Here is a 26052-nt window from a genome sequence, read left to right as displayed (position 1 = left end):
CCCGTCAGCCTATCCCCGTCAGTCCTCCATGAAGCGGTCCCACAGCTTCGGGTAGCGCTGCGCCATCACCGAGTCGTTCTCGAAGTCGATCGCGGTGCCCTCCGGTTCGGCCGGGGCGGGGGCGACGCCGAGCTCCGGCGCGACGGCACCGGTGAGCTGCTCGTACGCCTCGTCCGCGGCGTAGCCGAGCTCCTCGCCGTCGCCGTCGAGCTCCTCGTCGAAGTCGTCCAGGAGGTCGGCGAGCGCGTCCGGATCGTGCATCGCGCCCTCGAAGACCTCCCGCCCCTGGCCGATCAGCCAGCACCTGAACCAGTCGAACGCGTCGTCGCTCGCGCCGCCGAGCAGCACCCAGGCGGCGCCCCACAGGTCCCAGCGGTACGCGCGGTTGTAGCGGGCCTCGAAGTGACGGGCGAAGTCGAGGACGCTGTCCGGGTCGGACTGCAGCAGTCTCTCGACGAGCAGCTCGGCGTGGTCCTCGGGGTCGCCGCCGGCGGCCTCGCGGGTGCTGTCCACGATCTCCCAGAACTCCGTCTCGTCCATCACGGGTCCAGCATCGGTCCTGCGGAGTGGGCGCGCACGCGGAGTGCGCCGGAATGCGGCTGTCTCGTTATGCGTGCACATGCCCGTGGAAAAGGCGACAGAGGTTGTCGGCTTTTGGTGGAAGCCTCAAGGACATGGAGACCACGCAGACCCTGACCGGGAAGATCGCCCTCGTCGCGGGCGCCACGCGCGGCGCCGGCCGCGCCATGGCCGTCGAGCTCGGCCGCGCCGGAGCCACCGTGTACGTCACGGGCCGCACCACCCGCACGCACACCAGCGAGATCGGCCGCGCCACCGAGACCATCGAGGGCACCGCCGAACTCGTCGACGCCGCGGGCGGCCGCGGCATCGCCGTCCCCACCGACCACCTCGAACCCGCACAGGTGGCCGCCCTGGTCGACCGCATCGACCGGGAGCAGGGCCGCCTGGACATCCTCGTCAACGACATCTGGGGCGGCGACATCCACGTCGAATGGGACAAGAAGATGTGGGAGCACGACCTCGACAAGGGGCTGCGCATCCTGCGCCTCGGCATCGAGACCCACATCGTCACCAGCCACCACGCGCTGCCACTGCTCACCAGGAACCCCGGCGGCCTCCTCGTCGAGGTCACCGACGGCACCGCCGAGTACAACGGCCCCAACTACCGCAAGCCCTTCTTCTACGACCTCGCCAAGGCGGCCCCGCTGCGCATGGCACGTGACCTCGCCGAGGAGCTGAAGGAGTACGGCTGCACCGCCCTCTGCCTCACCCCCGGCTGGCTGCGCTCCGAGGCGATGCTCGACACCTACTTCAAGGTGACCGAGGACGACTGGCTGGCGGGCACCGAGCAGAACCCGCACTTCGCGATCTCCGAGACACCGACGTTCGTGGGCCGCGCCCTCGTCGCCCTCGCCGGTGACCCGGACGTGGCACGTCACAACGGGAAGTCGCTCTCCAGCGGTGGCCTCGCCAAGGAGTACGGCTTCACGGACGTGGACGGCTCCGCGCCGGACGCCTGGCGCTACATCGCGGAGGTGGAACAGGCGGGCAAGGAGGCGGACGTCACCGGCTACCGGTAGAGGGCGGCCGCTCTGGCGGCGGCCTCCGCGAAGCGTGCGCGCAGCTCCGGCGGCGCCAGGACCTCGGCCTCCGGGCCGAGCGCCATGAGCTGCGTGTACGCCACGTCCTCGTTCTCGACGGGCAGCGTGACCGTCACCCGGCCCGACGCGTCCGGCTCGCCCGCCGTCTCCATCGCCTCCCGCGCGACGGCGCGGTCGGTGGCGTACGGCAGCTGCCGCACGCCCGCCGCCGAGAGCCGCACGACCACCTCGGACCGCAGGATCGCCCGCGCGAACTGCTCGGCCCGCTCCTCCCAGAACCCCGGCAGGTCGAACTCCTCGTCCCGCGCGAACCGCTCGTCACCCGCGTCGACAGCGGTGAACCGGTCGATGCGGTACACGCGGTACGCCCCCGACTCCGGCACCCGCGCGCACAGGTACCAGACCCCGGCCTTCAGCACGAGACCGTACGGCTCCAACTCCCGCTCCACCTCCGTGTCCTGGCGCCGGTAGCGGGCCGTCACACGCCGGTCGTCCCAGACCGCGTCCGCCACGGCGGGCAGCAGCTCCGGGGCGGGCGTCTCCCTGAACCAGGCCGGCGCGTCCAGATGGAACCGCTGCGACGCGTTCTGCGAGGCGTCCCGCAGCGACGGCATGAGCGCCGCCGACACCTTCAGACGGGCCGCCGAGGCCGCGTCCGCGAGCCCCATCTCCCGCAGCGCGCCCGGCACCCCGGACAGGAACAGCGCCTCCGCCTCGCTGCGGCCGAGCCCGGTCAGGCGGGTGCGGTAGCCGCCGATCAGCCGGTAGCCGCCGGTGCGGCCCCGGTCCGCGTAGACCGGAACGCCCGCCTCGGACAGCGCCTGAGCGTCGCGCGTGATCGTCCGCTCGGACACCTCCAGCTCGGCGGCGAGCTCGGCGGCGGTCATGGAGGGCCTGGCCTGGAGCAGCAGGACCATCTTGATGAGGCGGGCGGCGCGCATGGCTCCATGATGCCGCCGCACACAAACGCGTGCGGCCCCCGCCGTCAGGCAGGGGCCGCACCCGTATGTCGAGCCGGAGGGCTACAGGCCGTACTTGGCCCGTGCCTCCTTCACCGCGGAGGCCGGCACCTCGCCGCGGCGCGCGAGCTGCGCCAGCGCGGCGACGACGATCGACTCGGCGTCGATGCCGAAGTGACGGCGGGCCGCGTCACGCGTGTCGGACAGACCGAAGCCGTCCGCACCGAGCGAGGAGTAGTCCTGCTCGACCCACTGCGCGATCTGGTCGGGGACCTGACGCATGTAGTCGGAGACGGCCAGGACCGGACCCTGGGCACCCTCCAGCGCCGTACGGATGTACGGGACGCGCTCCTCGCCGCGCAGGATGGCCTCGTCGGCCTCCAGCGCGTCGCGGCGCAGCTCCGTCCACGAGGTCGCGGACCACACGTCGGCGCCCACGCCCCACTCCTCGGCGAGCATCTTCTGCGCGGCGAGGGTCCAGTGGATGGCCGTACCCGAACCGAGCAGCTGGATGCGCGCGGCGTTCGCGGCGGGGGAGAGGCCCGCGGACTCCGCCGTGTTGAAGCGGTACAGACCCTTGACGATGCCCTCGTCGACACCCGCGGGCTTCGCGGGCTGCGGCATGGGCTCGTTGTAGACGGTGAGGTAGTAGAAGACGTTCTGGTCTTCGCCCTCGTGGGCCTCGCCGTACATGCGGCGCAGACCCTCCTTGACGATCGCGGCGATCTCGTACGCGAACGCCGGGTCGTACGACAGGGCGGCCGGGTTGGTCGCGGCGATCACCGGCGAGTGACCGTCGGCGTGCTGCAGACCCTCACCCGTCAGCGTCGTGCGGCCCGCGGTGGCGCCGACGAGGAAGCCGCGGCCGAGCTGGTCGCCGAGCTGCCACATCTGGTCGGCCGTGCGCTGCCAGCCGAACATCGAGTAGAAGATGTAGAACGGGATCATCGCTTCGCCGTGCGTCGCGTACGACGTGGACGCGGCGATGAAGTCGGCCATCGAACCGGCCTCGGTGATCCCCTCGTTGAGGATCTGGCCGTCCTTGGCCTCCTTGTAGTACATCAGCTGGTCGCGGTCGACCGGCTCGTACGTCTGGCCCTTCGGCGAGTAGATGCCGAGCGACGGGAAGAGCGACTCCATGCCGAACGTGCGCGCCTCGTCAGGGACGATCGGCACCCAGCGCTTGCCGGACGTCTTGTCGCGTACGAGGTCCTTGACCAGGCGGACGAACGCCATGGTCGTCGCCACCGACTGCGAACCCGAGCCCTTGTCGAACGAGGCGAACGCCTTGTCGGCCGGGGCGGGCAGCGGCGCGAGCGGCTGCGTGCGGCGGGCCGGGGCCGGACCGCCGAGGGCCGCGCGGCGCTCCTGGAGGTAGCGGACCTCGGGGGAGTCGGCGCCGGGGTGGCCGTAGGGCACCTGGCCGTCGACGAAGTCGCTGTCCTTGATCGGCAGGTCGAGCAGGTCCCGCATGTCCTTGAACTCGTCCACCGTGAGCTTCTTCATCTGGTGGTTGGCGTTCTTGGACTCGAAGCCCTTGCCGAGGGTGAAGCCCTTGACCGTCTGCGCGAGGATCACGGTCGGCGCGCCCTTGTGGGTGAGCGCCGCGCGGTAGGCCGCGTAGACCTTGCGGGCCTCGTGGCCGCCGCGCGAGAGGTGGAAGCACTCGCTGATCTTGTCGTCGCCGAGCAGCTTCGCCATCTCGACGAGGGCGGGCTCGGCACCGAAGAAGTGCTCGCGGATGTACGCGGCGTCACGCGTCGCGTACGTCTGGAACTGCGCGTCCGGCACCTCGCGCAGGCGGCGGACCAGGGCACCCGTGGTGTCGAGCTGGAAGAGCTCGTCCCAGGCGTTGCCCCACATGATCTTGATGACGTTCCAGCCGGCGCCGCGGAACTGGGCCTCCAGCTCCTGGACCACGCGGAAGTTGGCGCGGACCGGGCCGTCGAGGCGCTGCAGGTTGCAGTTGATGACGTACGTGAGGTTGTCGAGGCCCTCACGCGCGGCCAGTGCGAGGGCCGCCGTCGACTCGGGCTCGTCCATCTCGCCGTCACCGAGGAACGCCCACACGTGCGAGGCGGAGACGTCCTTGATACCGCGGTTGGTGAGGTACCGGTTGAAGCGCGCCTGGTAGATGGCGGAGAGCGGGCCCAGACCCATGGAGACGGTCGGGAACTCCCACAGCCAGGGCAGGCGGCGCGGGTGCGGGTAGGAGGGCAGGCCGTTGCCGCCGGCCTCCTGACGGAAGTTGTCGAGCTGCGTCTCGTTCAGACGGCCGTCGAGGAAGGCGCGGGCGTAGATGCCGGGGGAGGCGTGACCCTGGATGTACAGCTGGTCGCCGGACCCGTCACCCTCCTTGCCCTTGAAGAAGTGGTTGAAGCCGGTCTCGTACAGCCAGGCCGCGGACGCGAAGGTCGCGATGTGGCCGCCGACGCCGTGCTTGGAGCCGCGCGTGACCATGGCGGCCGCGTTCCAGCGGTTCCACGCCGTGATCTTGCGCTCCATCTCCTCGTCGCCGTCAATCGTCGGCTCGGCGGAGGTGGGGATGGTGTTGACGTAGTCGGTCTCGAGCAGTTTGGGCAGCGCCAGGCCCGCGCCCTCGGCGCGCTCCAGCGTGCGGCGCATGAGGTATGCGGCACGGTGCGGCCCGGCCGCCTCGGTGACGGCGTCCAGGGAGGCCTGCCATTCGGCGGTCTCCTCGGGGTCGCGGTCCGGGAGCTGGTCGAGCTCGCTCGGCTGGATTGCGGAGGGGTCGGTCATGTCGCCGCCTTCCTGAGTCGGAGGGGGTCCCCTGTTCGGTAAGGGGTGGGGGTGCCCGGTGTCTTGGCAGGACAGGGCGTGAAGCTCTGGTCTGAGCCCGTCGGAGACTGTAACTCCGTGATCGATGATCGATCAAAGGGTTGAAGGGGAAAACCTCTCTACATGGAGAAAGTAGGCATCCGGTGCCAGCAAAGCGGGCACGCGGTGCCTTCGATTTGAAGGATTTACGCAGGTGAGAGCACGTCTGCGGGCATGGCACCACGGATGAGCACGGGTGTCACGGGCGCGGCGCGCACCCCAGGACGTGGGACTTCACCAGGTCCGCGATGGCAGGGTCACGGCGCCTGAAGGCGGAGACCAGCTCCTCGTGCTCCTCCGCGTACGACTGCTGGACCGTGCCCAGCCAGCGGATGGAGAGCGCCGTGAAGACCTCGATGCCGAGGCCCTCCCAGGTGTGCAGGAGGACGGAGTTGTCGGCGGCGCGCACCAGCTCGCGGTGGAAACCGACGGTGTGCCGCACCTGAGCCGTGCCGTCCGAGGCCCGGTCCGCCTCGTAGAGGGCCGCGACGTGGGGCTCCAGGGCCGAGCAGTCCTCGGCGAGCCGCTCGGCCGCCAGCTCGGCGGCGATGGCTTCGAGGCCCGCACGGACCGGGTAGCTCTCCTCCAGGTCGGCGGCGGTCAAGTTGCGTACGCGTACACCCTTGTTGGGCGCCGACTCGATGAGCCGGAGCGTCTCCAGCTCGCGCAGCGCCTCACGGACCGGGGTCTGGGAGACCTCCAGCTCCACCGCGATACGGCGCTCCACGATGCGCTCGCCCGGCTTCCAGCGCCCGCTGACGATCCCCTCCACGATGTGCTCGCGGATCTGTTCGCGCAGCGAGTGAACGACGGGCGCGGTCATGTGGGCTCCTCCGGCGGGGGCAGCGCCCCAGGGCGTTGTGACCCCTAGACAATACGGCGACGCCCCCGTCCGGAAACCTCCGAACGGGGGCGTACGCGCTGATGAGACGAGTCTTACAGCCGCGGGGGCCGCAGGACTAGAGGCCGAGCTCGACCTCGAACTCGCCGGCCTCCAGGATCGCCTTGACCGCGGTCAGGTAGCGGGCGGCGTCCGCGCCGTCCACCAGACGGTGGTCGTAGGAGAGCGACAGGTACGTCATGTCCCGCACCGCGATGGTCTCGCCGAGGTCGGGGTGGTTGATGACGACCGGCCGCTTGACCGTGGCACCGATGCCGAGGATCGCGGCCTGGTTCGGCGGCACGATGACCGTGTCGAACAGGGCGCCGCGCGAACCGGTGTTGGAGATCGTGAAGGTGGCGCCGGACATGTCGTCCGGGGTGAGGCCACCGCCACGGGCCTTGCCGGCCAGCTCCGCGGTCTTCTTCGAGATGCCGGCGATGTTCAGGTCGCCCGCACCCTTGATGACCGGGGTCATCAGACCCTTCTCGGCGTCCACGGCGATGCCGATGTTCTCCGAGTCGAAGTACGTGATGGTGCCTTCGTCCTCGTTGATCCGGGCGTTGATGACCGGGTGGGCCTTCAGCGCCTGGGCGGCGGCCTTGACGAAGAACGGCATCGGGGAGAGCTTGACGCCCTCGCGGGCCGCGAAGGAGTCCTTCGCCTTGGCGCGCAGCTTCATCAGCTTGGTGATGTCGACCTCGACGACCGAGGTCAGCTGGGCCTGCGAGTGCAGGGCCTTCATCATGTTGTCGCCGATGACCTTGCGCATGCGGGTCATCTTGACCGTCTGGCCGCGCAGCGGCGAGACCTCGAGGGCCGGGGCCTTCGAAACGGCTGCCGGGGCAGCGGCGGCGGCCGGGGCCGGAGCCGACTTCTTGGCCTCGGCGGCGGCGATGACGTCCTGCTTGCGGATGCGGCCGCCGACACCGGAACCGGTGACCTCGGAGAGGTTCACGCCGTTCTCGTTGGCCAGCTTGCGGACCAGCGGCGTCACGTACGCACCGTCGTCGGCCGGGGAGGCCTGCGCCGGGGCGGCGGGCGCGGCCGGCGCCGGCTGGGCCGGGGCGGGCTTGGCCGGGGCGGGCTGTGCCGGAGCGGCGGGCTGTGCCGGAGCCGGGGCGGCAGCGGCGGGCTGCGCCGGGGCTGCGGGGGCGGCGGCCGGAGCGGCCGGGGCCGGAGCCGGGGCCTCCTCCTTGGCCGGGGCGGCCGGAGCCGGGGCCTCGGCCTTGGCCGGAGCGGCACCGGGCGCACCGATGACGGCGAGCTTGGCGCCGACCTCGGCGGTCTCGTCCTCACCGACGACGATCTCGAGCAGCACGCCCGCGACCGGCGAGGGGATCTCGGTGTCGACCTTGTCCGTCGAGACCTCGAGGAGGGGCTCGTCGGCCGCGACCTCCTCGCCGACCTCCTTCAGCCAGCGGGTGACGGTGCCCTCGGTGACGGACTCGCCGAGCGCGGGCAGGGTGACCTCGGTGCCCTCGGCGGAACCGCCGGACGGGGCGGGGGCGGCGGGCGCCTCGGCCTGGGCCGGGGCCTCCTGCTGCTGCGGGGCCTCCTCCTGCGCGGGGGCGGCCGGGGCCTCGGCCTGCGCCGGGGCGGCCGAGCCGCCCGCGTCGCCGGAGCCGTCGTCGATGACGGCGAGCTCGGCGCCGACCTCGACGGTCTCGTCCTCGGCGACCTTGATGGACGCCAGGATGCCGGCGGCCGGGGAGGGGATCTCGGTGTCGACCTTGTCGGTCGAGACCTCGAGCAGCGGCTCGTCGGCCTCGACGCGCTCGCCCTCGGCCTTCAGCCAACGGGTGACAGTGCCCTCGGTGACGCTCTCGCCGAGCGCCGGAAGGGATACGGAAACCGCCATGGTTTCAGTTGCTCCTTACGAAATTGCGGAAGTCTGGTCGTCGCGCCCGATGACTGAGGTCAGTCGTGGGAGTGCAGCGGCTTGCCCGCCAGGGCCAGGTGGGCCTCGCCGAGCGCCTCGTTCTGGGTCGGGTGGGCGTGGATGAGCTGGGCCACCTCGGCCGGCAGCGCTTCCCAGTTGTAGATCAGCTGGGCTTCGCCGACCTGCTCGCCCATGCGGTCGCCGACCATGTGGACGCCGACCACGGCACCGTCCTTGACCTGGACGAGCTTGATCTCGCCCGCGGTCTTGAGGATCTTGCTCTTGCCGTTGCCCGCGAGGTTGTACTTGAGGGCGACGACCTTGTCCGCGCCGTAGATCTCCTTGGCCTTGGCCTCGGTGATGCCCACGGAGGCGACCTCGGGGTGGCAGTACGTCACCCGGGGCACGCCGTCGTAGTCGACCGGGACGGTCTTGAGACCGGCCAGGCGCTCCGCCACCAGCATGCCCTCGGCGAAGCCGACGTGCGCGAGCTGGAGCGTCGGGACCAGGTCACCGACGGCCGAGATGGTCGGGACGTTGGTCTGCATGTACTCGTCGACCAGGACGTAGCCGCGGTCCATGGCGACGCCCTGCTCCTCGTAGCCGAGGCCCTGCGAGACCGGGCCGCGGCCGATGGCGACCAGGAGGACCTCGGCCTCGAAGGTCTTGCCGTCGGCGAGGGTCACGCGGACGCCGTCCTGCGTGTACTCGGCCTTGTCGAAGAACGTGCCGAGGTTGAACTTGATGCCGCGCTTGCGGAACGCGCGCTCAAGAAGCTTGGAGCTGTTCTCGTCCTCGACGGGCACGAGGTGCTTGAGGCCCTCGATGACCGTGACGTCGGACCCGAAGGACTTCCACGCCGAGGCGAACTCGACGCCGATGACGCCGCCGCCCAGGATGATCGCGGACTTCGGCACGCGGTCCAGGGTCAGGCCGTGGTCCGAGGAGATGATGCGGTTGCCGTCGATCTCCAGGCCCGGCAGCGACTTCGGCACGGAGCCGGTCGCGAGGAGGACGTGGCGGCCCTGGACGCGCTGGCCGTTCACGTCGACCGAGGTCGGGGAGGAGAGCTTGCCCTCGCCCTCGATGTACGTCACCTTGCGGGAGGCGACGAGACCCTGCAGGCCCTTGTACAGGCCAGAGATCACGTCGTCCTTGTACTTGTGGACGGCCGCCATGTCGATGCCCTCGAAGGTGGCCTTCACGCCGAACTGGTCGGCCTCGCGCGCCTGGTCGGCGATCTCGCCGGCGTGCAGCAGCGCCTTCGTGGGGATGCAGCCGTTGTGCAGGCAGGTGCCGCCGAGCTTGTTCTTCTCGATCAGTGCGACGTCCAGGCCCAGCTGCGCTCCGCGCAGGGCCGCGGCGTAACCGCCGCTACCGCCGCCGAGAATCACTAGGTCGAAAACGGTGCTGGCGTCGTTCGCCACGTCACGTCCTCCATGCATGTGCGCCGTACGCCGGACCCCTTTGCGCGGGGGACGACCGGTCGGTCGGCTGGTATTCGGCCGCTCTTGTTTCGGCCCTTTGGTGGGGGCCCTGTCCTGCCGAGAACCCATCTTCGCACTTGTCGGCGGGAGACGAGACGCCGGGCCAGGCTGTGAGACGTGTGAAGCACCGTCTCCAGGGCCATCTCTTGCGTACGAACGTACGGATTTCGTCGAGGGCGAAATCCGGGGAGCGCCGAGGGCCCCGGACACCAGTCGGGTCCGGGGCCCTCGGCGTGCACGCGATCAGCCCAGGTCGCCCGCGGCGGTGTGCTCGGCGAGCCGGACCAGGGTGCGGACGGCCGTACCGGTGCCGCCCTTGGGGGTGTAGCCGAAGGGGGCGCCCTCGTGGAAGGCGGGGCCCGCGATGTCGAGGTGGGCCCAGGTGATGCCCTCGCCGACGAACTCCTTCAGGAAGAGACCGGCGACCAGGCCGCCGCCCATGCGCTCGCCCATGTTGGCGATGTCGGCGGTGGGGGAGTCCATGCCCTTGCGCAGGTCGGTGGGGAGCGGCATCGGCCAGGACGGCTCGCCGACCTCCTCGGCGATCTCGTGGACCGAGGTGCGGAAGGCGTCGTCGTTGGACATGATGCCGAAGGTGCGGTTGCCCAGCGCCACCATCATGGCGCCGGTCAGCGTCGCCACGTCGACGATCGCGTCCGGCTGGTCCTCGGAGGCCTTGGCGATGGCGTCGGCCAGGACCAGGCGGCCCTCGGCGTCGGTGTTGAGGACCTCGACGGTCTTGCCGCTGTACATCCGCAGGACGTCGCCGGGGCGGGTCGCGGAGCCGGACGGCATGTTCTCGGCGAGCGCCAGCCAGCCGGTGACGTTCACTTCGAGGCCGAGGCGCGCGGCGGCGACGACGGCGGCGAAGACCGCGGCGGCACCGGCCATGTCGCACTTCATGGTCTCGTTGTGACCGGCGGGCTTCAGCGAGATGCCGCCCGAGTCGTACGTGATGCCCTTGCCGACGAAGGCGAGGTGCTTCTTGGCCTTGGAGCTCGTGTACGAGAGCTTCACCAGGCGCGGCGGGGCGTCCGAGCCGGCGCCGACGCCGAGGATGCCGCCGTAGCCGCCCTTGGTGAGGGCCTTCTCGTCGAGGACCTGGACCTTGATGCCGTGCTCCTTGGCCGCGGCCTGGGCGACGGCGGCGAAGTCCTCGGGGCTGAGGTCGTTCGGCGGGGTGTTCACCAGGTCGCGGGCGCGGTTGAGCTCCTCGGCGACGGCGACGGCGCGCTCGACGGCGGCCTTGTACGCCTTGTCGCGGGGCTTGCCGCCGAGCAGGGCGACCTCGGCGAGCGGCGCCTTGGCGTCCTTGCCGTTCTTCTTCGCGGCCTTGGCGTCGGCCTGGCCCTTGTACGCGTCGAACGAGTAGGCGCCGAGCAGGGCACCCTCGGCCAGCGCGCCGGCGTCCTCGGCGGCCTCGACGGGCAGCGCGAACCCGGCCTTCTTCGAGCCGGTGAGGGCGCGCGCGGCGACACCGGCGGCGCGGCGCAGGGCGTCCGTGCCGTACGTCTCGTCCTTCTCCGGGACCTCGCCGAGACCGACCGCGACGACGACCGGGGCCTTGAAGCCGGACGGCGCGGGAAGCTTCGTCACCTCACCCTCGCCGCCCGAGGCGCCGAGGGTCTCCAGGACGGACGCGAGCTTGCCGTCGTACGCCTTGTCCACGGCCTCGGCGCCGGGGGCGACGACCAGGCCACCCTTGGATCCAGCGCCCTTCGCGACACCGACGACGATCGCGTCGGCACGCAGGCCGGTCGCGGCGGCGGTGCTGAGAGTCAGAGCAGTCACGGTGGTGAGGTCCTCTTTCAGTGAGTTTCGTCGGGCTGTGGGGTGGTGAGCCCGTCGCGAGCCTACGCCCGTGAGCGCTGCGGTGCGCCTCACTGTGTGTGTTCGGCGCGGTGTGAGCGGGTGGCGAGGCCGGTGTCAGCCCAGGGCGAGCACGACCAGGGCGCCCGTCGCCGCCGTCTCCGCGAGGCCGCCGAAGACGTCTCCGGTGACCCCGCCGAACCGCCGGACGCAGTGCCGGAGCAGCAACTCCGCGGCGCCGAGCGCGAGCACGACCGCCGCCGCGCCCCGCACGGCACCAACCGCCCCGAAGAGCAGCCCGGCGGCCCCGGCGGCGGCCACGACGAGCACGGCGACCCCGGCCGCACGGGCGCGCGGGACCACTCCGGCGACGGCGGCGCCGAGCCCTTCGGGGCGGGCCGGGGGCACGCCGTCGCGGGCGGCGAGGGTGAGGGCGAGGCGTGCCGCGGTCGCCGACACGACGGCGGCGAAGGCGCCGCGCGCCCACGACGTCTCGTACAGCTGGAAGAGCACCGCCACCTGTGCGAGCAGCACGAAGAGCAGGGTGATGACGCCGAAGGGGCCGATGTCGGACTGCTTCATGATGCGCAGCGCGTCGTCGGCGGGCTTGGCGCTGCCGAGGCCGTCGGCGGTGTCGGCGAGACCGTCGAGGTGCAGGCCGCGGGTGAGGGCGGCGGGGACCGCGGCGGTCGCGGTGGCGGCGAGGAGGGGGCCCGCGCCGAGGGCCGTCAGGGCGCCGCCCACGCCGGCCGCGCAGAGGCCGACGACGAGTCCCGCGAGGGGCGCGCACTGCATGCCGGCGCGGGCGGCCCCGCGGTCCCAGCGGGTGACGCGGACGGGCAGCGCGGTGAGGGTGCCGAAGGCGAAACGTATGCCGTCGGCGGGGGAGGTTCTGGACACCGCGGAAGGCTACCCCGCGGGAACGTTCCGGCCTGCGGATCACTCTTCGGGGACGGAGGATGGGCGCATGGATGTATGGCGGGCCGCATGAGCGACTGGTGGTACCGGAACATCGTCGAGCCGGGGAAGCTGCCGCTGCTGCTCGCGCTGGTCTCGTTCGTCGGGTCGTTCCTGGTCACCCGGACCATCACGCGGCTCATCCGGGCGGGCAAGGGGCCGTTCAGGAACATCAGCACGGGGGACGTGCACATCCACCACGTCGTGCCCGGCATCTTCCTCATGCTGGTCGGCGGGTTCTGGGCGGTGGCCGCGGGGCGGCACGGCGCGGGGCCGCTGTACGCCGCCGTCATCTTCGGGATCGGCGCCGGGCTCGTGCTCGACGAGTTCGCGCTGATCCTCCACCTCGACGACGTGTACTGGAGCGAGCAGGGCCGCAAGAGCGTGGAGGTCGTCATGCTGACGGCCGCCCTGGTGGTGCTCGTGCTCACCGGCTTCACACCGTTCGGGGTGAACGACCTGACGCCGATGGAGCGGCACAACAGGGCGCTGTTCGCGCTGAACGTCGGCATCAACTGCGCGTTCGCCCTGGTCGCGCTCCTCAAGGGCAAGCTGCGCACCGCCCTGATCGGCATGGTGATCCCGTTCGTCGCGCTGGTCGGCGCGGTCCGTCTCGCCCGGCCGGGGTCGGCGTGGGCGCGGCGGTTCTACCGCAACCGGCCCCGGGCACGCGCGCGTGCGGGACTGCGGGCGTTCCGGCACGACCGCCGCTGGACGGGGCCGCGCCGCAGGATTCAGGACTGGATCGGCGGCTTCACACCGGACCGGTTGCCGCCGCCCCGGTGACGCGCTGCCGAGACCGCGCACAGCACGAGCACGGCGGCGATGGCGGCCAGGTGCTCCTTGCCCGCGAGGTTGTCCTTGAACAGCACCTCGACGACCATCAGGACGGTGACCAGAGCGCCGGTGAAGTACGCGCGGTAGCGCCAGCACACGAAGACGGCGAGGCCCACGACGGCCGCCGAGGGACCGGTGTCGACGACCTGCGCGTCGGACGCGGGGAGACCGAACGGGTTCGCCGCCCCCAGTTCGATGCCCACGCGCGCGTAGAGCGTCCCGGCGAGGGTGGCCACGTACGCGATGAGGAGCGTGCGCCACCGGCCGAGGCAGATCTCCGCGATGCCGAAGACGAGCAGGATCTGCACCAGCGCACCCCACACGGGCAGGTCGAGCGCCGGTACGAAGAGGGAGAGCGGGGTGCGGACGAGGGCGAGCCAGAGCGGGTCCTCGGCGCGCACGCAGCCGATGTTCTGGACGAACTGGTAGCCCCAGGGCTGGTTCTGCACGTACTGGAAGAGCGCGGTGAGGCAGACCGCCGCGAGCGTCATGGGCACGGCCCGCCACCGTCGGGCGGCGAGCGCCCCGCGCACGGTGGAGGAGAGGGCTCCCCACTCGGCGCGGGCGCGGCGGGCCAGGGTGCTCATCGTCTCGACTCCAGATGCTTGCGGTGCAGCCACTTCGGCAGGCCCGGCGCTTCCAGGAAGCCCTCCGCGCGACCGGAGGCGACGCCGATGCGCAGCAGGTCGACGCTCTTCTCGAAGAGAAGGAAGCGGGGTTCCCAGATCGGCCGGTACTTGGCGTTGGCGCGGTAGAGGGACTCGATCTGCCACCACCGGGAGAAGAAGCTGAGCAGCGACCGCCACAGGCGAAGGACCGGGCCCGCGCCGAGCCGCGAGCCACGTTCGAAGACCGACCTGAACATCGCGAAGTTGAGCGACACCTGAGTGATCTTGATCTCGGGGGCACGCTGCAGGAGTTCGATGACCATGAACTCCATCAGGCCGTTCTCGGCGTCCCGGTCACGCCGCATCAGGTCGAGGGAGAGCCCGTGCGGCCCCCACGGGACGAAGGAGAGCAGCGCCCGCAACACGCCGTCGCCGTCCGTGCATTCGAGCATCACGCAGCGGCCGTCCGCCGGGTCGCCGAGGCGTCCGAGGGCCATGGAGAAGCCGCGCTCGGTGGCGCCGTCGCGCCAGTCGTCGGCGCGCTCCAGGAGGGCGGCCATCTCGTCGGCGGGGATGTCCTCGTGACGGCGGATGCGGACGGTGTAACCGGCGCGCTTCACGCGGTTGTAGGCCTGCCGGACGGTGCGCATCGCCCGCCCTTCGAGAGTGAACTCATCGATCTCCACGATGGCTTCGTCGCCCAGTTCGAGGGCGTCGAGGCCGTGGCGGGCGTAGATCGTGCCGGCCTCCTCGCTCGCGCCCATCACGGCGGGAATCCAGCCGTGTTCGCGGGCTTCCTCCAGCCAGGGCTCGATCGCGCCGGGCCAGGCCTCCGGGTCGCCGATGGGGTCGCCCGAGGCCAGCGAGACGCCGCCGACGACGCGGTAGGCGACGGCCGCCTTGCCGGTGGGGGACCACACGACGCTCTTCTCGCGGCGCAGCGAGAAGTAGCCGAGGGAGTCGCGGTCGCCGTGCCGGTCGAGCAGCGCGCGCAGCCTCTCCTCGTCGTCCTCGGTGAGCGGGTCGACGGCCCGGCGGGAGCGGAACGCCGCGTACAGCACGGCGCAGAGCAGCAGCGCGCTCAGGATGTTGATGGCGACGTTGACCCAGCCGGGCGTGGTGATGCCCTCGAAGCGCTGGTCGTCGGCGGCCAGCGAGACCAGGCGCATGGTGCCGTAGCGCCACCGGTCGAGGAACGTCGAGCGGTAGTCGTCATGGGCGGTGTTGGTGACGGTGACGAGCAGCGCGGCGATCAGCGAGGTGACCAGGAGCCCGCCGGCCGCGACGGCCGACGCGAGCTTCGGGTTGGAGCGGTCGCCCTTGGCGTAGAACTCGCGGCGGCCGACGACGAGCGCGGCGACGAAGGCGGCGGTCAGGATCAGGGAGATCCAGTTCTGCGCGTACGCACGGATCTCCGGGAAGGTCATCGCGAAGGCGAAGAGCAGCAGGAAGAGCCCGCCGAGCACCAGGTTGAGGATCCACGCGGCGCGCTTGCGGCGCCGCATGGTGATCGCCAGGAACAGCGTGAACGCCCCCGACGCGAAGCCGGCGGTGAGCAGGTACGGCGTGAAGTAGTTCTCCGTGTTGTGCTGGCGCAGGTCCTGCCCGAGGGAGACCCAGACCGCGCTCAGGAAGTTGATGAACGTGACGGCTCGGAGATACCAGACGGCGAACCCCGCGGCGCGGCGCTGTATGACGGTGCGTGATTTCTGTCGCCCGGCGACGACCTGCTCATCTCCCATGAAAAGGGATCATATGGGCCGCGGGTGCGCTAGGGCCTGTGTCGAAAGTCCCGCCTGCCCGGCGACGCCCGGCACGCGCCCTCGCCGCGTTGTCGGGACACCCCGATACAACCAGTATCGGGGCGACCCTCCGCCTTGCGATCGCACGCACCGGACGCCGCCGGGCCCGCCCTCCGGGCGGACGACGGGACTTTCGACACAGGCCCTAGCCCTCCGTGGCCGCCTCCTCCGTCGCCTCCGGCTTCCGCTCCGGCAGCTCCGCCGCCAGCGCGGCCGCGGCCTGCACCAGCGGCAGCGCGAGCAGCGCGCCCGCGCCCTCGCCGACCTTCACACCGTGCGAGAGGAGCGGCTCGAGCGCCATCCGGTCGAGCGCCTTGTTCTGCGCGGGCTCCCCGCTGTCGTGCCCCGCGAGCCACCAGTCCGGCGCCCGGAAGGCGACCCGCTGGGCCACCAGCGCGGCCGCCGCCGCGACGACGCCGTCCAGGATCACCGGCGTGCGGCGCACCGCGCACTGCAGCAGGAACCCGGTCATCGCCGCGACGTCCGCGCCGCCCACCGCCGCGAGCAGCTCCAGCTGGTCGCCGAGCACGGGCCTGGCCCGCCGCAGCGCGTCCCGCACCACCGCGCACTTGCGCATCCACGCCAGGTCGTCGATCGGTTCGCCGCCCCGCCCGGTCACCACCGAAGCGTCGGTCCCGCACAACGCGGCGACCAGCGTCGCGGCGGGCGTCGTACCGCCCACGCTCACATCGCCGAGCACGACCAGGTCGGTGCCCGAGTCGGCCTCCTCGTCGGCGACGGCCATGCCCGCGCGCAGCGCCTGCTCGGCCTCCTCGGCGGTCAGCGCGTCCTCGACGTCGATACGGCCGGAGCCGCGCCGCACCCGGTGGCCCGCCACCTCGGCGGGCAGCTCCGCCGGGTCGCAGTCCAGGGACATGTCGACCACGCGGACCGGCACCTCGAGGCGGCGCGCGAGGACGGCCGCCGGGGTCTCGCCGGCCAGCACGGAACGTACGAGCCCGGCGGCGCTGCCCGCGGGCCGCGCCGAGACACCCAGTTCGGATACGCCGTGGTCACCCGCGAACAGGACCACGCGCGGCCGCTCGACCGGCCGCACCGGCACCGCGGACTGGGCCGCCGCGAGCCACTCGCCGAGCTCGTCGAGACGGCCCAGCGAGCCGGGTGGCACGGACTGCCGCTCCCGGCGTTCCTCGGCGTCGCGGCGGACCCCGCCGTCGGGCCGCTCGATCAGGTCGGTGAAGTCGTCGAGATTCAGCGAGCTCATTCGCCGAACAGTACCGGGAGCGGCACGGATGTCGCTCGAACGGCCCTGCGAGCCACGTCGGGCGGGGCGGCACGGCATGACGGCACCACAAACGCGGGAATGGTCCTTTACGTGCGTTTACTTTCCTGTTTGTCCCGGCTTCTTCCAGGAGTGCGACCATGACCACGGATGCCGTCGCCCAGCGAGTCGCCGCCCGGCGCTCCGGCTACCTCGCCGAACTCGCCGAGGGCACCGAGCGGTTCCACGAGCCCCGCCGCACCGACTGCCCCTGGTGCGGCTCCGAGCGGCTGCGGGCGCGGCTGCGCACCGCCGACCTGGTCCAGCACAAGCCGGGCCGCTTCAGGATCGACCGGTGCGGCGACTGCGGCCACTTCTTCCAGAACCCTCGGCTCACCCCCGAAGGCCTCGCCTTCTACCGCAGGGACGCGCGCGAGGGGCCCGCCCTGCCCCGGCTCTCCGGCGCCCGCGTCCGTGCCCGCGCCCACGTCCGCGCCCGCGCGCTCGGCGCCCTCGACGAGCCCGAGTGCTGGCTGGACGTCGGCACGGGCGCCGCCCACTTCCCGGCCCTAGCCAGACAGGTCCTGCCGTACACCTCCTTCGACGGCCTCGACGCGGGCGCCGGCGTCCTGGAGGGGCTGCGGCGCGGCCGCATCGAGGAGGGCCACCGCGGCTCCCTCACCACGCTCGCCGCGCCCCTCGCGGGCCGCTACGACGCGCTGAGCATGTTCCACACCCTCCAGCACGCGCCCGACCCGCGCGCGGAGCTGCGCGCCGCGCGCACCGTGCTGCGCCCCGGCGGCCATCTGATGATCGAGGCCCCCGACCCCCAGTGCCGCTACGCCCGGCTCCTCGGCAAGTGGTGGGCGTCGTACGGCCAGCCGCGCCACCTGCACCTCGTGCCGCTCGCCAACCTGCTCGCGGAGCTGGAGGAGCTCGGCTTCACCGTCGTCGGCGTCGAGCGGCGCGCACCGCACGTACCGCTCGACCTGGCCTCGGCCGTCGCGCTGTTCGTCAACGGCCGCATCCCCGCGCCCGACGTGCCGTGGCGCGCCAAGGCCGTGCCCCCGCTCCGGCTGAGACTGCGGCAGGCCGCCTGGTGGGCGACCGTGCCGCTGCTGCTCCTCGCCCGCGCCCTCGACACGCTCCTGAGCCCCGTGCTCACCCGCACCGGCTTCTCCAACACGTACCGGGTCATCGCGCGCAGAGGCGCTTGAGAGGTGATGACACAGGCTCTCAGCCGCGCAGCGCCAGCGCCTGACCCGCCACCACGAGCAGCACGTGCTCGCACTCGGCGGCGAACAGGGTGTTCAGGCGGCCCAGTTCGTCGCGGTAGCGGCGGCCCGACGCGGTCGCGGGGACGATCCCGGAGCCGACCTCGTTCGACACGGCGACCACCGTGCGCCGGGTCGCCCGCACCGCATCCGCGAGTTCGACGACCCGCCGCCGCAGCTCCCGCTCGCCGCCGCCCGCCCACTCGTCGTCGTCCCACGCCTTCACCTCGTCCATGACGTGTGTCAGCCACAGCGACAGGCAGTCGACGAGCAGCGGGGGACCGTCCTCGGCGAGCAGCGGGACGAGGTCGCAGGTCTCCGTCGTACGCCACGAGCCGGGGCGGCGTTCGCGGTGCACGCTCACCCGCCGCGCCCACTCGGTGTCGCCGTTCCGCGTCCCGCCGGTCGCCACGTACAGCACCTCGGGAAACGCCTCAAGACGCCGCTCGGCCTCCACCGACTTGCCCGAACGCGCGCCGCCGAGGACCAGCGTCCTGCGCGGTACGTCCGGTACGTCCTCGTAGGCGCCGATCACGAGCGTCGACCCGTCCGGCACGGCACGCGCCCCCGCGGCGGCCAGACGGCGCGTCAGCTCCGGGCCCGGCGGCGCCTCGTGGCCGATGTGCACCGCGATCACGTCGGTCGTCGGCCCGACGGCCCCGGCCGCCCGCAGCCGCGCGAGACCGTCCGGCCGCCCCAGCACATCGGCGACGACCATTTCGTACGGGCGCCGCGCGCCGTGCCCCTGCGCGGCCCCGTTCCCCGCGCCGAGCCCTGCGGGCGCCCCGCCCGGCGGCAGATACAGCAGCCGCTCGCCGTCGGGACCCGTCACCTCGTACCCGGACCCCGGCGCGTCCAGCGCCACCGTGCGCACCCGGTGCCCGGTCAGCAGCGCCAGCTCCCGCCCGTCGGCGACCCGCCCCGGCTGCGGCAGCCCCGCCGGGACCTCGACGGCGGGCCCGTCGTGCGGATGCGAGAGAAGCACCTGGCGCACCCCGCCGAGCGAGTGCCCGGCACGGGCGGCCGCGAAGGCGGCGCCGGGGGTGAGGTCGAGCAGCAGGACGCCGTCGACGAGGAGTGCGGTGGCGGCGCGCGCCGCGGGACCGAGCGCGGTCGCGCACGCCGCGCAGGGGCAGTCGGGGAGCGGCAGTCCGCCGGGGGCGCCGGTGCCGAGCAGAGTCAGTTCCACACGAAGATCCTCCCGCGTCGCGTCGAGCGCCGCGCGCCCGGCCCAGGGCCTGTCCGGCGGATCAGGGCGCGGACGTGGGGTCTGGCACGCCCTCCCCCAAGCTCTCGGCTCCGCTTGAGCAGGCGGGGGACGCGCCAGACCCCGCTCACCTGCACCGGAAGGGTGGATGCCACCCTCCCGCGCCCTGATCCGCCGGACAGGCCCTAGGCTGCAAACGGATTCAGGCGGTTCACACACCGCCACGGAACCTTCGGGAGGCTGACATGGCGGCATGGACGTGGCGGTTCGAGAAGGCGGACGGGACGGAGGTCCAGCCCGCGGTGCAGCCCGAGGAGTTCACCACACAGGGCGACGCCGAGTCCTGGATCGGTGAGTACTGGAAGGCGCTGGCCGAGGGCGGCGCCGACCAGGTGACCCTCTTCGAGGACACGCGGGAGATCTACGGGCCGATGAGCCTGCACATGGAGGGCGCCGAGGAATCCGAGGACGCCTCCGCCTGACAGACGCACGGACGACGGGAGGCGGCGGCCGGACCACGGCCACCGCCTCCCGTCGTCGTACGCGCGCCTAGATCTCGCCGAGGGTGACGTCGGCCGTCTGCTCGGTCCCGTCCCGCATGTACGTGACCTCCGCCTTCTGGCCCGGCTTGTCCGAGGCGAGCGCCTCGGAGAGCGAGTTGATGGTGGTGATCTCGTCGTCGCCGAGCCGCGTGATGATGTCGCCCGCCGCGAGGCCCGCCTTCGCCGCGGCGCCGCCCTCGGGCGCCTCGACGACCGCCACACCCGCGGGCTTGTAGTCGTCGCCGAGGACGGTGCGGCCCGTGATGCCGAGCGCCGCCCGGCCCGAGTCGGTGACCTTGCCGCTCTTGATGATCTGGTCGGCGACGGTCTTCACCATCGACGACGGGATCGCGAACCCGATGCCGGGCGCCGCGCTGTCACCCATCTGCGGATCGCTCGCGGCGAGCGTCGGGATGCCGATGACCTTCCCGTCGAGGTCGACGAGCGCGCCGCCGCTGTTGCCGGGGTTGATCGCCGCCGAGGTCTGCACCATGTTGGCGATCGTGGCCCCGGTGCCGCCGCCCGAACGGCCCTCGCTGACGGTGCGCCCGGTCGCCGAGACGATGCCCTGCGTGACGCTGGACGACAGGCCGAGCGGGGAGCCCATGGCCAGCACGATCTGCCCGACCTCGGCCTTGGCGGAGTCGCCGAACTCGGCGGCCTTCAGCCCGTCCGGGACGTCGCTCAGCTTGATGACGGCCAGGTCCTGCTCGGGGTAGGAGGCGACCAGGTCGGCGGTGAGCGCCTGCTCGCCGGTCGCCGTCGTCACCTTGAAGCGCTTCTCCTTGCCCACGACGTGGGCGTTGGTGACGATGTGCCCCTTGTCGTCGTAGACGACCCCGGACCCGAGACCTTCGGAGGCGTCGATCTGGACGACGGACGGCAGGACGTCCTTGATGACCTTCTGGTAGTCGTCCTGCAGATCGCTCGCGGCGGCCGGCGCGGCCTGCGTGGTGGACCGGCCGGAGTCGCCGGAACCGGAGGAGGAACATCCGCCCACGAGGGCGAGAGCGGCGAGGGCGGCGACGCAGGCCGCGGAGACAGCAGGGATACGTGAGGCAGTCATGCCCCGAGTGTCGGATTCGCCACCCGAGATCGCCCTGAATTAGGGGGCCGAACAGGCGTCGACCCTCGGCCCCCTCGACGTGCTACGGGCCCCCGGGCCCCGGCCGCGCAGGCCCGGCCCCGCAGACCCCGCCCCCGCTAGTCCCGCACTCCGCACAGGTGCAGCAGCGCCGCCACCCGCCGGTACGGATCCGTCCGTCCCGCCCGCTCCTCCGCGGCGAGCAGTGCCTGCAGCTCCCCCTCCGGGGGCAGTGCCGCACCGTCGGCCGCGGTGTCCGTGAAGACCCGCACGCCGTACCACGCCTGCAGCGGCGCCGCGATCCCCGCCAGGGCGGAGGTCAGCGCGTCGAGCCGGTCCGCGCGGGCGTCGATCCCGAGCCGGTTGCGGTACGTCACCGAGTCGAACGCGGCGAGCGCCCCCGACCAGTCCCCGGCGAGCCCCGGCCGCATGGCCAGCGCCTCCGCGTTGCGGACGAGCAGCGAGAGCAGCCCGCCGGACGCGAGCATCCGGGCCAGCCCGGCGAGAAGCGCGTCCGGCTCCTCCACGTACATCAGTACGCCGTGGCAGAGCACGACGTCGAAGCTGCCGGGCAGGAAGTGCACCCCGGTCTGGTGCCCGTCGCCCTCGACGATCCGCACCCGCCCCTGGATGCCCTCGGGCTCGCGGGCGAGCGCCGTGCGGGCCGCCGCGATCATGGCGGAGTCCTGCTCGACGCCCGTCACCATGTGACCGGCGCGGGCGAGCCGCAGCGCCTGCGTGCCCTGGCCCATGCCGACGTCGAGCACGCGGAGCCGCTGCCCCACGGGGAAGCGTCCGATTATCTGTTCGTCGAGCTGGCGTGCCACCAGCTCCTGTCGAACGGCGTCGCGCAGGCCGCCCAGCTTGTCCAGCCAGGCCCCGGCTCCGCCGGTGAATCCGCTCAGGGCCGCTCTCCGCGCTTGACCTGCGGCTTCGGCAGGCGCAGCCGACGCATCTGGAGCGTACGCATCAGGCCGTACGCGACGGCGCCCTTCTTGTTCTCGGCCGGGAAGCGCTCGTTCAGGCGCTTCTTCAGACGGAACCCGGTGGCGATCGAGTCGACGATGATCAGGACGATCACGAAGAGCCAGGCGAGCAGCGCGACATTCTGGAGCTGAGGCACCTGGACAATGCTCAGGACGAGAATGATCACCGCGAGGGGCAGGAAGAACTCGGCGACGCAGAAGCGCGAGTCCACGAAGTCGCGCGCGAACTTGCGCACGGGACCCTTGTCGCGAGCGGGCAGGAACCGCTCGTCGCCGCTTGCCATCGCCTCGCGCTGCTTCGCCATCTGCGTACGGCGCTCGTCGCGCTGTCGCTTGGCGGCCTCCTTGCGCGTCGTCGGCGTGTTGGTCACGCTGCGGCGCTGCGACTGGGCCATGGCGCGCTTGGGGGTGGGGCGGCCCTTGGGGGCCTGAGGGTCACGGGGCTGCTTGGAGTCGGTCACCGGCGCCTGGACAGCCGGGGCCTTCTCTTCCTTGGATCGGCTACGGAACACAAAATCCAAGGGTACGGGGTGCGGAGACATGGACGTCGGCCCGGAGGGGAACGATCCGGCAACGCCGGGCGTCTTGATTACGTGCCCAATGGGACGTAGCAGGCGGTATGCGCCGGGCCACAGGGGTGCACCTACTCCTTACGCCGGAGCGGTGCGGGACGCAGTCGTCCTTGGGGATGAGCGCATCCGCACGCGAACAGTGCGGTAATGGATGCAGGGCCCGTACTGTGGGTTCTGAGCAGTACCTGGAGCTGGAAGTCCGTCAGAAGGGGGCGCGCGAAGCCCATGAGCGGTGTCATGAAGCGTATGGGGATGATCTTCCGCGCGAAGGCGAACAAGGCCCTGGACCGGGCCGAGGACCCGCGCGAGACCCTCGATTACTCGTACCAGAAGCAGCTGGAGCTGTTGCAGAAGGTGCGCCGCGGCGTCGCCGACGTGGCGACGTCCCGCAAGCGCCTCGAACTGCAGCTGACCCAGCTCCAGAAGCAGTCCTCGACCCTTGAGGACCAGGGCCGCAAGGCGCTGGCGCTCGGCCGCGAGGACCTGGCCCGCGAGGCCCTGTCCCGCCGTGCGGCGCTCCAGCAGCAGGTGACGGACCTGGAGACGCAGCACCAGACCCTGCAGGGCGAGGAGGAGAAGCTCACCCTCGCGGCGCAGCGGCTCCAGGCCAAGGTCGACGCCTTCCGCACGAAGAAGGAGACGATCAAGGCCACGTACACCGCGGCGCAGGCGCAGACCCGCATCGGCGAGGCCTTCTCGGGCATCTCCGAGGAGATGGGCGACGTCGGCATGGCGATCCAGCGCGCCGAGGACAAGACCGCGCAGCTCCAGGCGCGGGCCGGCGCGATCGACGAACTGCTCGCCTCCGGTGCCCTCGACGACTCCTCCGGACTGGCCAAGGACGACATCCAGACCGAGCTCGACCGGCTCTCCGGTGGTACAGATGTAGAGCTGGAGCTGCAGCGCATGAAGGCGGAACTCGCCGGAGGCTCCAGTGGCGGGCAGCAGGCGATCGAGGGCGGCAAGGGCCAGGCCCAGCCGCACTCCCAGCAGCCCCAGGACACCCCGCGCTTCGACAAGCAGTAGCCCGCACGCACGTCCTGAGGAGGGCGACATGATCGTACGGATCATGGGGGAGGGGCAGGTGAAGCTGGCGGACAGCCACTTCGCCGAACTGAACAAGCTGGACGACGAGCTGCTCGAGGAGATGGAGGGCGGCGACGAGCCCGGCTTCCGCCGCACGCTTCACGCCCTCCTGGACAAGGTCCGCGAGCTGGGCACCCCCCTCCCGGACGACGCCCTGGAACCCTCCCAACTCATCCTCCCGTCCCCGGACGCGACACTCTCCGAGGTGAGGGACATGTTGACGGACGACGGCTTGATCCCAGGCTGAGGACGCCGGTAAGGGGGGCGCGCCGGTAAGGCGGGCGCGCCCGTGAGGGGCGCAGCCCCAGGGGCGCGGGGAACTGCGTGCCCAGCCACAGCGAACCCGCAGACGAGGGCGCAGCCAGGGGCGCGGGGAACTGCGCGCCAAGCCCCCACCGGCCCGAGGCCAACGCACAACCGCAACAACCCCAATCCGGCCAAGGCCCCCGGCCGGCCCCCGTAACGTTAAGCGCGTGACCACTCTCGTACGAGGCCGCGGCTGGGCCAGAACGCACCCCCTCGCCGTGGACGCCGCGCTGGCCACCGCCGTCCTCGTCTGCATGGTCGTCGGCTCGTTCGCCGAGCCGAACGGGGAGCACGGCCCCACCTGGGGCACCCGCACCCCCGACGCCCCCAGCCTCGTCCTGATGACGCTCGGCGCGCTCGCCCTCGTCTTCCGCCGCCGTGCCCCCTGGTGCGTGCTCGCCGCGACCTGCGCCGCCGCCATCGTCGAGCTGCTCACCGGCGAGCCGCGTGCCCCCGTCGTGATGTGCGCGGTCATCGCGCTGTTCACCGTCGCCGCCCGCACGGACCGCTCCACGACCTGGCGGATCGGCCTGGTCACGATGGTGGGCCTCACCGGCATCGCGATGCTCTCGGGCGGCCCCCTGCCCTGGTACGCGCAGGAAAACCTCGGCATCTTCGCGTGGACGGGCATGGCCGCCGCCGCGGGCGACGCCGTGCGCAGCCGCCGCGCGTTCGTCGACGCCATCAGGGAGCGCGCCGAGCGTGCGGAACGTACGCGGGAGGAGGAGGCCCGGCGCCGCGTCGCCGAGGAACGGCTGCGCATCGCCCGCGACCTGCACGACGTGGTCGCCCACCACATCGCCCTGGTCAACGTGCAGGCCGGCGTCGCCGCGCACGTCATGGACAGGCGGCCCGACCAGGCGAAGGAAGCCCTCTCGCACGTACGGGACGCCAGCCGCTCCGCGCTCAACGAACTCCGCGCCACCGTGGGCCTGTTGCGGCAGACCGGCGACCCGGAGGCCCCCACCGAGCCGGCCCCCGGCCTGCACCGCCTCGACGAGCTCGTGGAGACGTTCCGCAACGCGGGACTGCCCGTGGAGGTCGCGCTCGGCCAGGTCGGCCTGGACCTCGCGGCGGCCGTCGACCTCGCCGCGTTCCGGATCATCCAGGAGGCCCTGACCAATGTGCAGAAGCACGCCGGGCCGGACGCCAAGGCCGAGGTGAGTGTCGTCCGCGTCGGCCCGAACGTCGAGGTCACCGTCATCGACGACGGTCCGGGACACGGCAAGGGCGACGGGCCCAACACCGACGGCGGCGGCCACGGCCTGCTCGGCATGCGCGAGCGCGTCACCGCCCTCGGCGGCAGCTGCTCCGCGGGGCCCCGCTACGGAGGCGGCTTCCGCGTCCATGCGATCCTGCCCGTCACCACGGCAAAGGGAGGGACCGCGTGACGATTCGCGTACTGCTCGCCGACGACCAGGCGCTGCTGCGCAGCGCGTTCAAGGTGCTCGTCGACTCCGAGTCCGACATGGAGGTGGTCGGCGAGGCGTCCGACGGGGCGGAGGCGGTCGCACTCGCCAAGTCGGAGCGGGCCGACGTGGTCCTGATGGACATCCGGATGCCCGGCACCGACGGGCTCGCCGCCACCCGCATGATCAGCGCGGACCCGTCGCTGGCCCACGTCCGCGTGGTGATGCTGACGACGTTCGAGGTCGACGAGTACGTGGTGCAGTCGCTGCGCGCGGGCGCCTCCGGGTTCCTCGGCAAGGGAGCGGAGCCCGACGAACTGCTCGGCGCGATCCGTGTCGCGGCGGCCGGCGAGGCGCTCCTGTCGCCGGTCGCCACCAAGGGTCTGATCGCCAAGTTCCTGGCGCAGGGCGACGGTCAGGACGGTGAGGGTCGCGCGCGCGGCGAGCGGCTCGACGCGCTCACCGGACGCGAGCGCGAAGTCCTCGTCCAGGTCGCGGGCGGCCACTCGAACGACGAGATCGCCGAGCGCCTCGAAGTCAGCCCGCTCACCGTGAAGACCCATGTGAACCGGGCGATGGCGAAGCTCGGCGCCCGCGACCGCGCCCAACTCGTCGTCATCGCGTACGAGTCGGGCCTGGTGCGTCCAAGGGTGGAGTGACGCGTCGTGGGGCGGTCTACTGCG

At 72.1% G+C, this 26052-nt stretch carries 23 protein-coding genes; 8 read left to right on the top strand and 15 right to left on the bottom strand.

Annotation, left to right across the window (positions count from 1 at the left end; genetic code table 11):
* Nucleotides 1-18 precede the first annotated feature (18 nt).
* Nucleotides 19-540, bottom strand: a complete 522-nt coding sequence (locus DEJ49_RS09530) for a DUF4240 domain-containing protein (protein ID WP_190329582.1) — start codon at nt 538-540, stop codon at nt 19-21.
* Between the two features lie 134 nt (nt 541-674).
* Between DEJ49_RS09530 and DEJ49_RS09525 the strand changes: the two genes are divergently transcribed.
* Nucleotides 675-1601, top strand: coding sequence for an SDR family oxidoreductase (locus DEJ49_RS09525; RefSeq protein ID WP_150183727.1), 927 nt, complete (start codon nt 675-677; stop codon nt 1599-1601).
* On the opposite strand, the gene DEJ49_RS09520 is transcribed toward DEJ49_RS09525, so the two are convergent.
* The 7 genes from DEJ49_RS09520 to DEJ49_RS09490 form a co-directional block, all read right to left on the bottom strand.
* Nucleotides 1592-2563, bottom strand: a complete 972-nt coding sequence (locus tag DEJ49_RS09520; protein ID WP_150183726.1) for a helix-turn-helix transcriptional regulator — start codon at nt 2561-2563, stop codon at nt 1592-1594. The genes DEJ49_RS09525 and DEJ49_RS09520 overlap by 10 nt on opposite strands.
* A gap of 81 nt (nt 2564-2644) precedes the next feature.
* A complete protein-coding gene (gene aceE / locus DEJ49_RS09515) occupies nt 2645-5341 on the bottom strand; it encodes a pyruvate dehydrogenase (acetyl-transferring), homodimeric type (protein WP_150183725.1) in 2697 nt (898 codons plus the stop codon).
* A gap of 277 nt (nt 5342-5618) precedes the next feature.
* On the bottom strand, nt 5619-6242 hold the full coding sequence (locus DEJ49_RS09510) for a GntR family transcriptional regulator (RefSeq protein WP_150183724.1): 624 nt from the start codon (nt 6240-6242) through the stop codon (nt 5619-5621).
* A gap of 136 nt (nt 6243-6378) precedes the next feature.
* Nucleotides 6379-8160, bottom strand: a complete 1782-nt coding sequence (gene sucB, locus DEJ49_RS09505; RefSeq protein WP_150183723.1) for a 2-oxoglutarate dehydrogenase, E2 component, dihydrolipoamide succinyltransferase — start codon at nt 8158-8160, stop codon at nt 6379-6381.
* A 59-nt stretch (nt 8161-8219) separates the two neighbouring features.
* Nucleotides 8220-9608, bottom strand: a complete 1389-nt coding sequence (gene lpdA, locus DEJ49_RS09500) for a dihydrolipoyl dehydrogenase (protein WP_150183722.1) — start codon at nt 9606-9608, stop codon at nt 8220-8222.
* Between the two features lie 303 nt (nt 9609-9911).
* A complete protein-coding gene (locus DEJ49_RS09495) occupies nt 9912-11459 on the bottom strand; it encodes a leucyl aminopeptidase (protein ID WP_150183721.1) in 1548 nt (515 codons plus the stop codon).
* 135 nt (nt 11460-11594) lie between these two features.
* A complete protein-coding gene (locus DEJ49_RS09490; protein ID WP_150183720.1) occupies nt 11595-12377 on the bottom strand; it encodes an adenosylcobinamide-GDP ribazoletransferase in 783 nt (260 codons plus the stop codon).
* 87 nt (nt 12378-12464) lie between these two features.
* Here DEJ49_RS09490 and DEJ49_RS09485 point away from each other — a divergent pair, with 87 nt between their 5' ends.
* Nucleotides 12465-13220: a hypothetical protein gene (locus DEJ49_RS09485; protein WP_150183719.1), complete on the top strand. Its 756-nt coding sequence runs from the start codon at nt 12465-12467 to the stop codon at nt 13218-13220.
* On the opposite strand, the gene DEJ49_RS35910 is transcribed toward DEJ49_RS09485, so the two are convergent.
* From DEJ49_RS35910 to cobT, 3 genes are all read right to left on the bottom strand, one after another.
* Entirely contained in the window at nt 13169-13858 is a 690-nt protein-coding gene (locus DEJ49_RS35910) for a hypothetical protein (protein ID WP_190329301.1), read from the bottom strand. The genes DEJ49_RS09485 and DEJ49_RS35910 overlap by 52 nt on opposite strands.
* Entirely contained in the window at nt 13855-15621 is a 1767-nt protein-coding gene (locus tag DEJ49_RS09475) for a phosphatidylglycerol lysyltransferase domain-containing protein (RefSeq protein WP_150183718.1), read from the bottom strand. The genes DEJ49_RS35910 and DEJ49_RS09475 overlap by 4 nt, the downstream gene beginning before the upstream one ends.
* 205 nt (nt 15622-15826) lie before the next feature.
* Nucleotides 15827-16906, bottom strand: a complete 1080-nt coding sequence (gene cobT, locus DEJ49_RS09470) for a nicotinate-nucleotide--dimethylbenzimidazole phosphoribosyltransferase (RefSeq protein ID WP_150183717.1) — start codon at nt 16904-16906, stop codon at nt 15827-15829.
* Nucleotides 16907-17064: 158 nt separating this feature from the next.
* On the opposite strand from cobT, the gene DEJ49_RS09465 reads away from it, so the two are divergent.
* Nucleotides 17065-18120, top strand: coding sequence for a class I SAM-dependent methyltransferase (locus DEJ49_RS09465; protein ID WP_150183716.1), 1056 nt, complete (start codon nt 17065-17067; stop codon nt 18118-18120).
* A 19-nt stretch (nt 18121-18139) separates the two neighbouring features.
* Here the strand turns inward: DEJ49_RS09465 and DEJ49_RS09460 are convergent, their stop codons facing one another.
* Nucleotides 18140-19366 (bottom strand): bifunctional adenosylcobinamide kinase/adenosylcobinamide-phosphate guanylyltransferase, encoded by a 1227-nt coding sequence (locus tag DEJ49_RS09460; protein WP_150183715.1) that lies wholly within the window; start codon nt 19364-19366, stop codon nt 18140-18142.
* Between the two features lie 263 nt (nt 19367-19629).
* Here DEJ49_RS09460 and DEJ49_RS09455 point away from each other — a divergent pair, with 263 nt between their 5' ends.
* A complete protein-coding gene (locus DEJ49_RS09455; RefSeq protein WP_150183714.1) occupies nt 19630-19866 on the top strand; it encodes a hypothetical protein in 237 nt (78 codons plus the stop codon).
* 67 nt (nt 19867-19933) lie between these two features.
* On the opposite strand, the gene DEJ49_RS09450 is transcribed toward DEJ49_RS09455, so the two are convergent.
* The 3 genes from DEJ49_RS09450 to DEJ49_RS09440 form a co-directional block, all read right to left on the bottom strand.
* Complete coding sequence (locus DEJ49_RS09450) at nt 19934-20992, bottom strand: S1C family serine protease (RefSeq protein ID WP_150183713.1); 1059 nt, start codon at nt 20990-20992, stop codon at nt 19934-19936.
* Between the two features lie 137 nt (nt 20993-21129).
* Nucleotides 21130-21837, bottom strand: coding sequence for a class I SAM-dependent methyltransferase (locus DEJ49_RS09445; RefSeq protein ID WP_150183712.1), 708 nt, complete (start codon nt 21835-21837; stop codon nt 21130-21132).
* 74 nt (nt 21838-21911) lie between these two features.
* Entirely contained in the window at nt 21912-22538 is a 627-nt protein-coding gene (locus tag DEJ49_RS09440; protein WP_150183711.1) for a DUF3043 domain-containing protein, read from the bottom strand.
* A gap of 255 nt (nt 22539-22793) precedes the next feature.
* Between DEJ49_RS09440 and DEJ49_RS09435 the strand changes: the two genes are divergently transcribed.
* The 4 genes from DEJ49_RS09435 to DEJ49_RS09420 all read left to right on the top strand — a co-directional run bounded on the left by DEJ49_RS09435 (nt 22794) and on the right by DEJ49_RS09420 (nt 26028).
* Nucleotides 22794-23594 (top strand): PspA/IM30 family protein, encoded by an 801-nt coding sequence (locus tag DEJ49_RS09435; RefSeq protein WP_150183710.1) that lies wholly within the window; start codon nt 22794-22796, stop codon nt 23592-23594.
* A 28-nt stretch (nt 23595-23622) separates the two neighbouring features.
* The gene (pspAA, locus tag DEJ49_RS09430) at nt 23623-23901 is read left to right on the top strand and encodes a PspA-associated protein PspAA (protein WP_150183709.1); all 279 of its coding nucleotides are present in this window, start codon (nt 23623-23625) and stop codon (nt 23899-23901) included.
* Nucleotides 23902-24127: 226 nt separating this feature from the next.
* Nucleotides 24128-25351: a sensor histidine kinase gene (locus tag DEJ49_RS09425; protein WP_150183708.1), complete on the top strand. Its 1224-nt coding sequence runs from the start codon at nt 24128-24130 to the stop codon at nt 25349-25351.
* A complete protein-coding gene (locus DEJ49_RS09420) occupies nt 25348-26028 on the top strand; it encodes a response regulator (protein ID WP_150183707.1) in 681 nt (226 codons plus the stop codon). Before DEJ49_RS09425 ends, DEJ49_RS09420 begins: the two co-directional genes overlap by 4 nt.
* Nucleotides 26029-26052 lie beyond the last annotated feature (24 nt).

The sequence above is a fragment of the Streptomyces venezuelae genome (genome assembly GCF_008642335.1).
In the GTDB taxonomy this organism is placed as follows: Bacteria; Actinomycetota; Actinomycetes; order Streptomycetales; family Streptomycetaceae; genus Streptomyces; species Streptomyces venezuelae_F.
This window is presented reverse-complemented; position numbering and strand designations above follow the sequence as displayed.

What these genes read in the sequence shown, in the direction of transcription:
- DEJ49_RS09530 (WP_190329582.1), bottom strand. Translation starts at nt 540, where the DNA reads ATGGACGAGACGGAGTTCTGGGAGATCGTGGACAGCACCCGCGAGGCC.
- DEJ49_RS09525 (WP_150183727.1), top strand. Translation starts at nt 675, where the DNA reads ATGGAGACCACGCAGACCCTGACCGGGAAGATCGCCCTCGTCGCGGGC.
- DEJ49_RS09520 (WP_150183726.1), bottom strand. Translation starts at nt 2,563, where the DNA reads ATGCGCGCCGCCCGCCTCATCAAGATGGTCCTGCTGCTCCAGGCCAGG.
- aceE (WP_150183725.1), bottom strand. Translation starts at nt 5,341, where the DNA reads ATGACCGACCCCTCCGCAATCCAGCCGAGCGAGCTCGACCAGCTCCCG.
- DEJ49_RS09510 (WP_150183724.1), bottom strand. Translation starts at nt 6,242, where the DNA reads ATGACCGCGCCCGTCGTTCACTCGCTGCGCGAACAGATCCGCGAGCAC.
- sucB (WP_150183723.1), bottom strand. Translation starts at nt 8,160, where the DNA reads ATGGCGGTTTCCGTATCCCTTCCGGCGCTCGGCGAGAGCGTCACCGAG.
- DEJ49_RS09485 (WP_150183719.1), top strand. Translation starts at nt 12,465, where the DNA reads ATGAGCGACTGGTGGTACCGGAACATCGTCGAGCCGGGGAAGCTGCCG.
- DEJ49_RS35910 (WP_190329301.1), bottom strand. Translation starts at nt 13,858, where the DNA reads ATGAGCACCCTGGCCCGCCGCGCCCGCGCCGAGTGGGGAGCCCTCTCC.
- DEJ49_RS09475 (WP_150183718.1), bottom strand. Translation starts at nt 15,621, where the DNA reads ATGGGAGATGAGCAGGTCGTCGCCGGGCGACAGAAATCACGCACCGTC.
- cobT (WP_150183717.1), bottom strand. Translation starts at nt 16,906, where the DNA reads ATGAGCTCGCTGAATCTCGACGACTTCACCGACCTGATCGAGCGGCCC.
- DEJ49_RS09465 (WP_150183716.1), top strand. Translation starts at nt 17,065, where the DNA reads ATGACCACGGATGCCGTCGCCCAGCGAGTCGCCGCCCGGCGCTCCGGC.
- DEJ49_RS09455 (WP_150183714.1), top strand. Translation starts at nt 19,630, where the DNA reads ATGGCGGCATGGACGTGGCGGTTCGAGAAGGCGGACGGGACGGAGGTC.
- DEJ49_RS09450 (WP_150183713.1), bottom strand. Translation starts at nt 20,992, where the DNA reads ATGACTGCCTCACGTATCCCTGCTGTCTCCGCGGCCTGCGTCGCCGCC.
- DEJ49_RS09440 (WP_150183711.1), bottom strand. Translation starts at nt 22,538, where the DNA reads ATGTCTCCGCACCCCGTACCCTTGGATTTTGTGTTCCGTAGCCGATCC.
- DEJ49_RS09435 (WP_150183710.1), top strand. Translation starts at nt 22,794, where the DNA reads ATGAGCGGTGTCATGAAGCGTATGGGGATGATCTTCCGCGCGAAGGCG.
- pspAA (WP_150183709.1), top strand. Translation starts at nt 23,623, where the DNA reads ATGATCGTACGGATCATGGGGGAGGGGCAGGTGAAGCTGGCGGACAGC.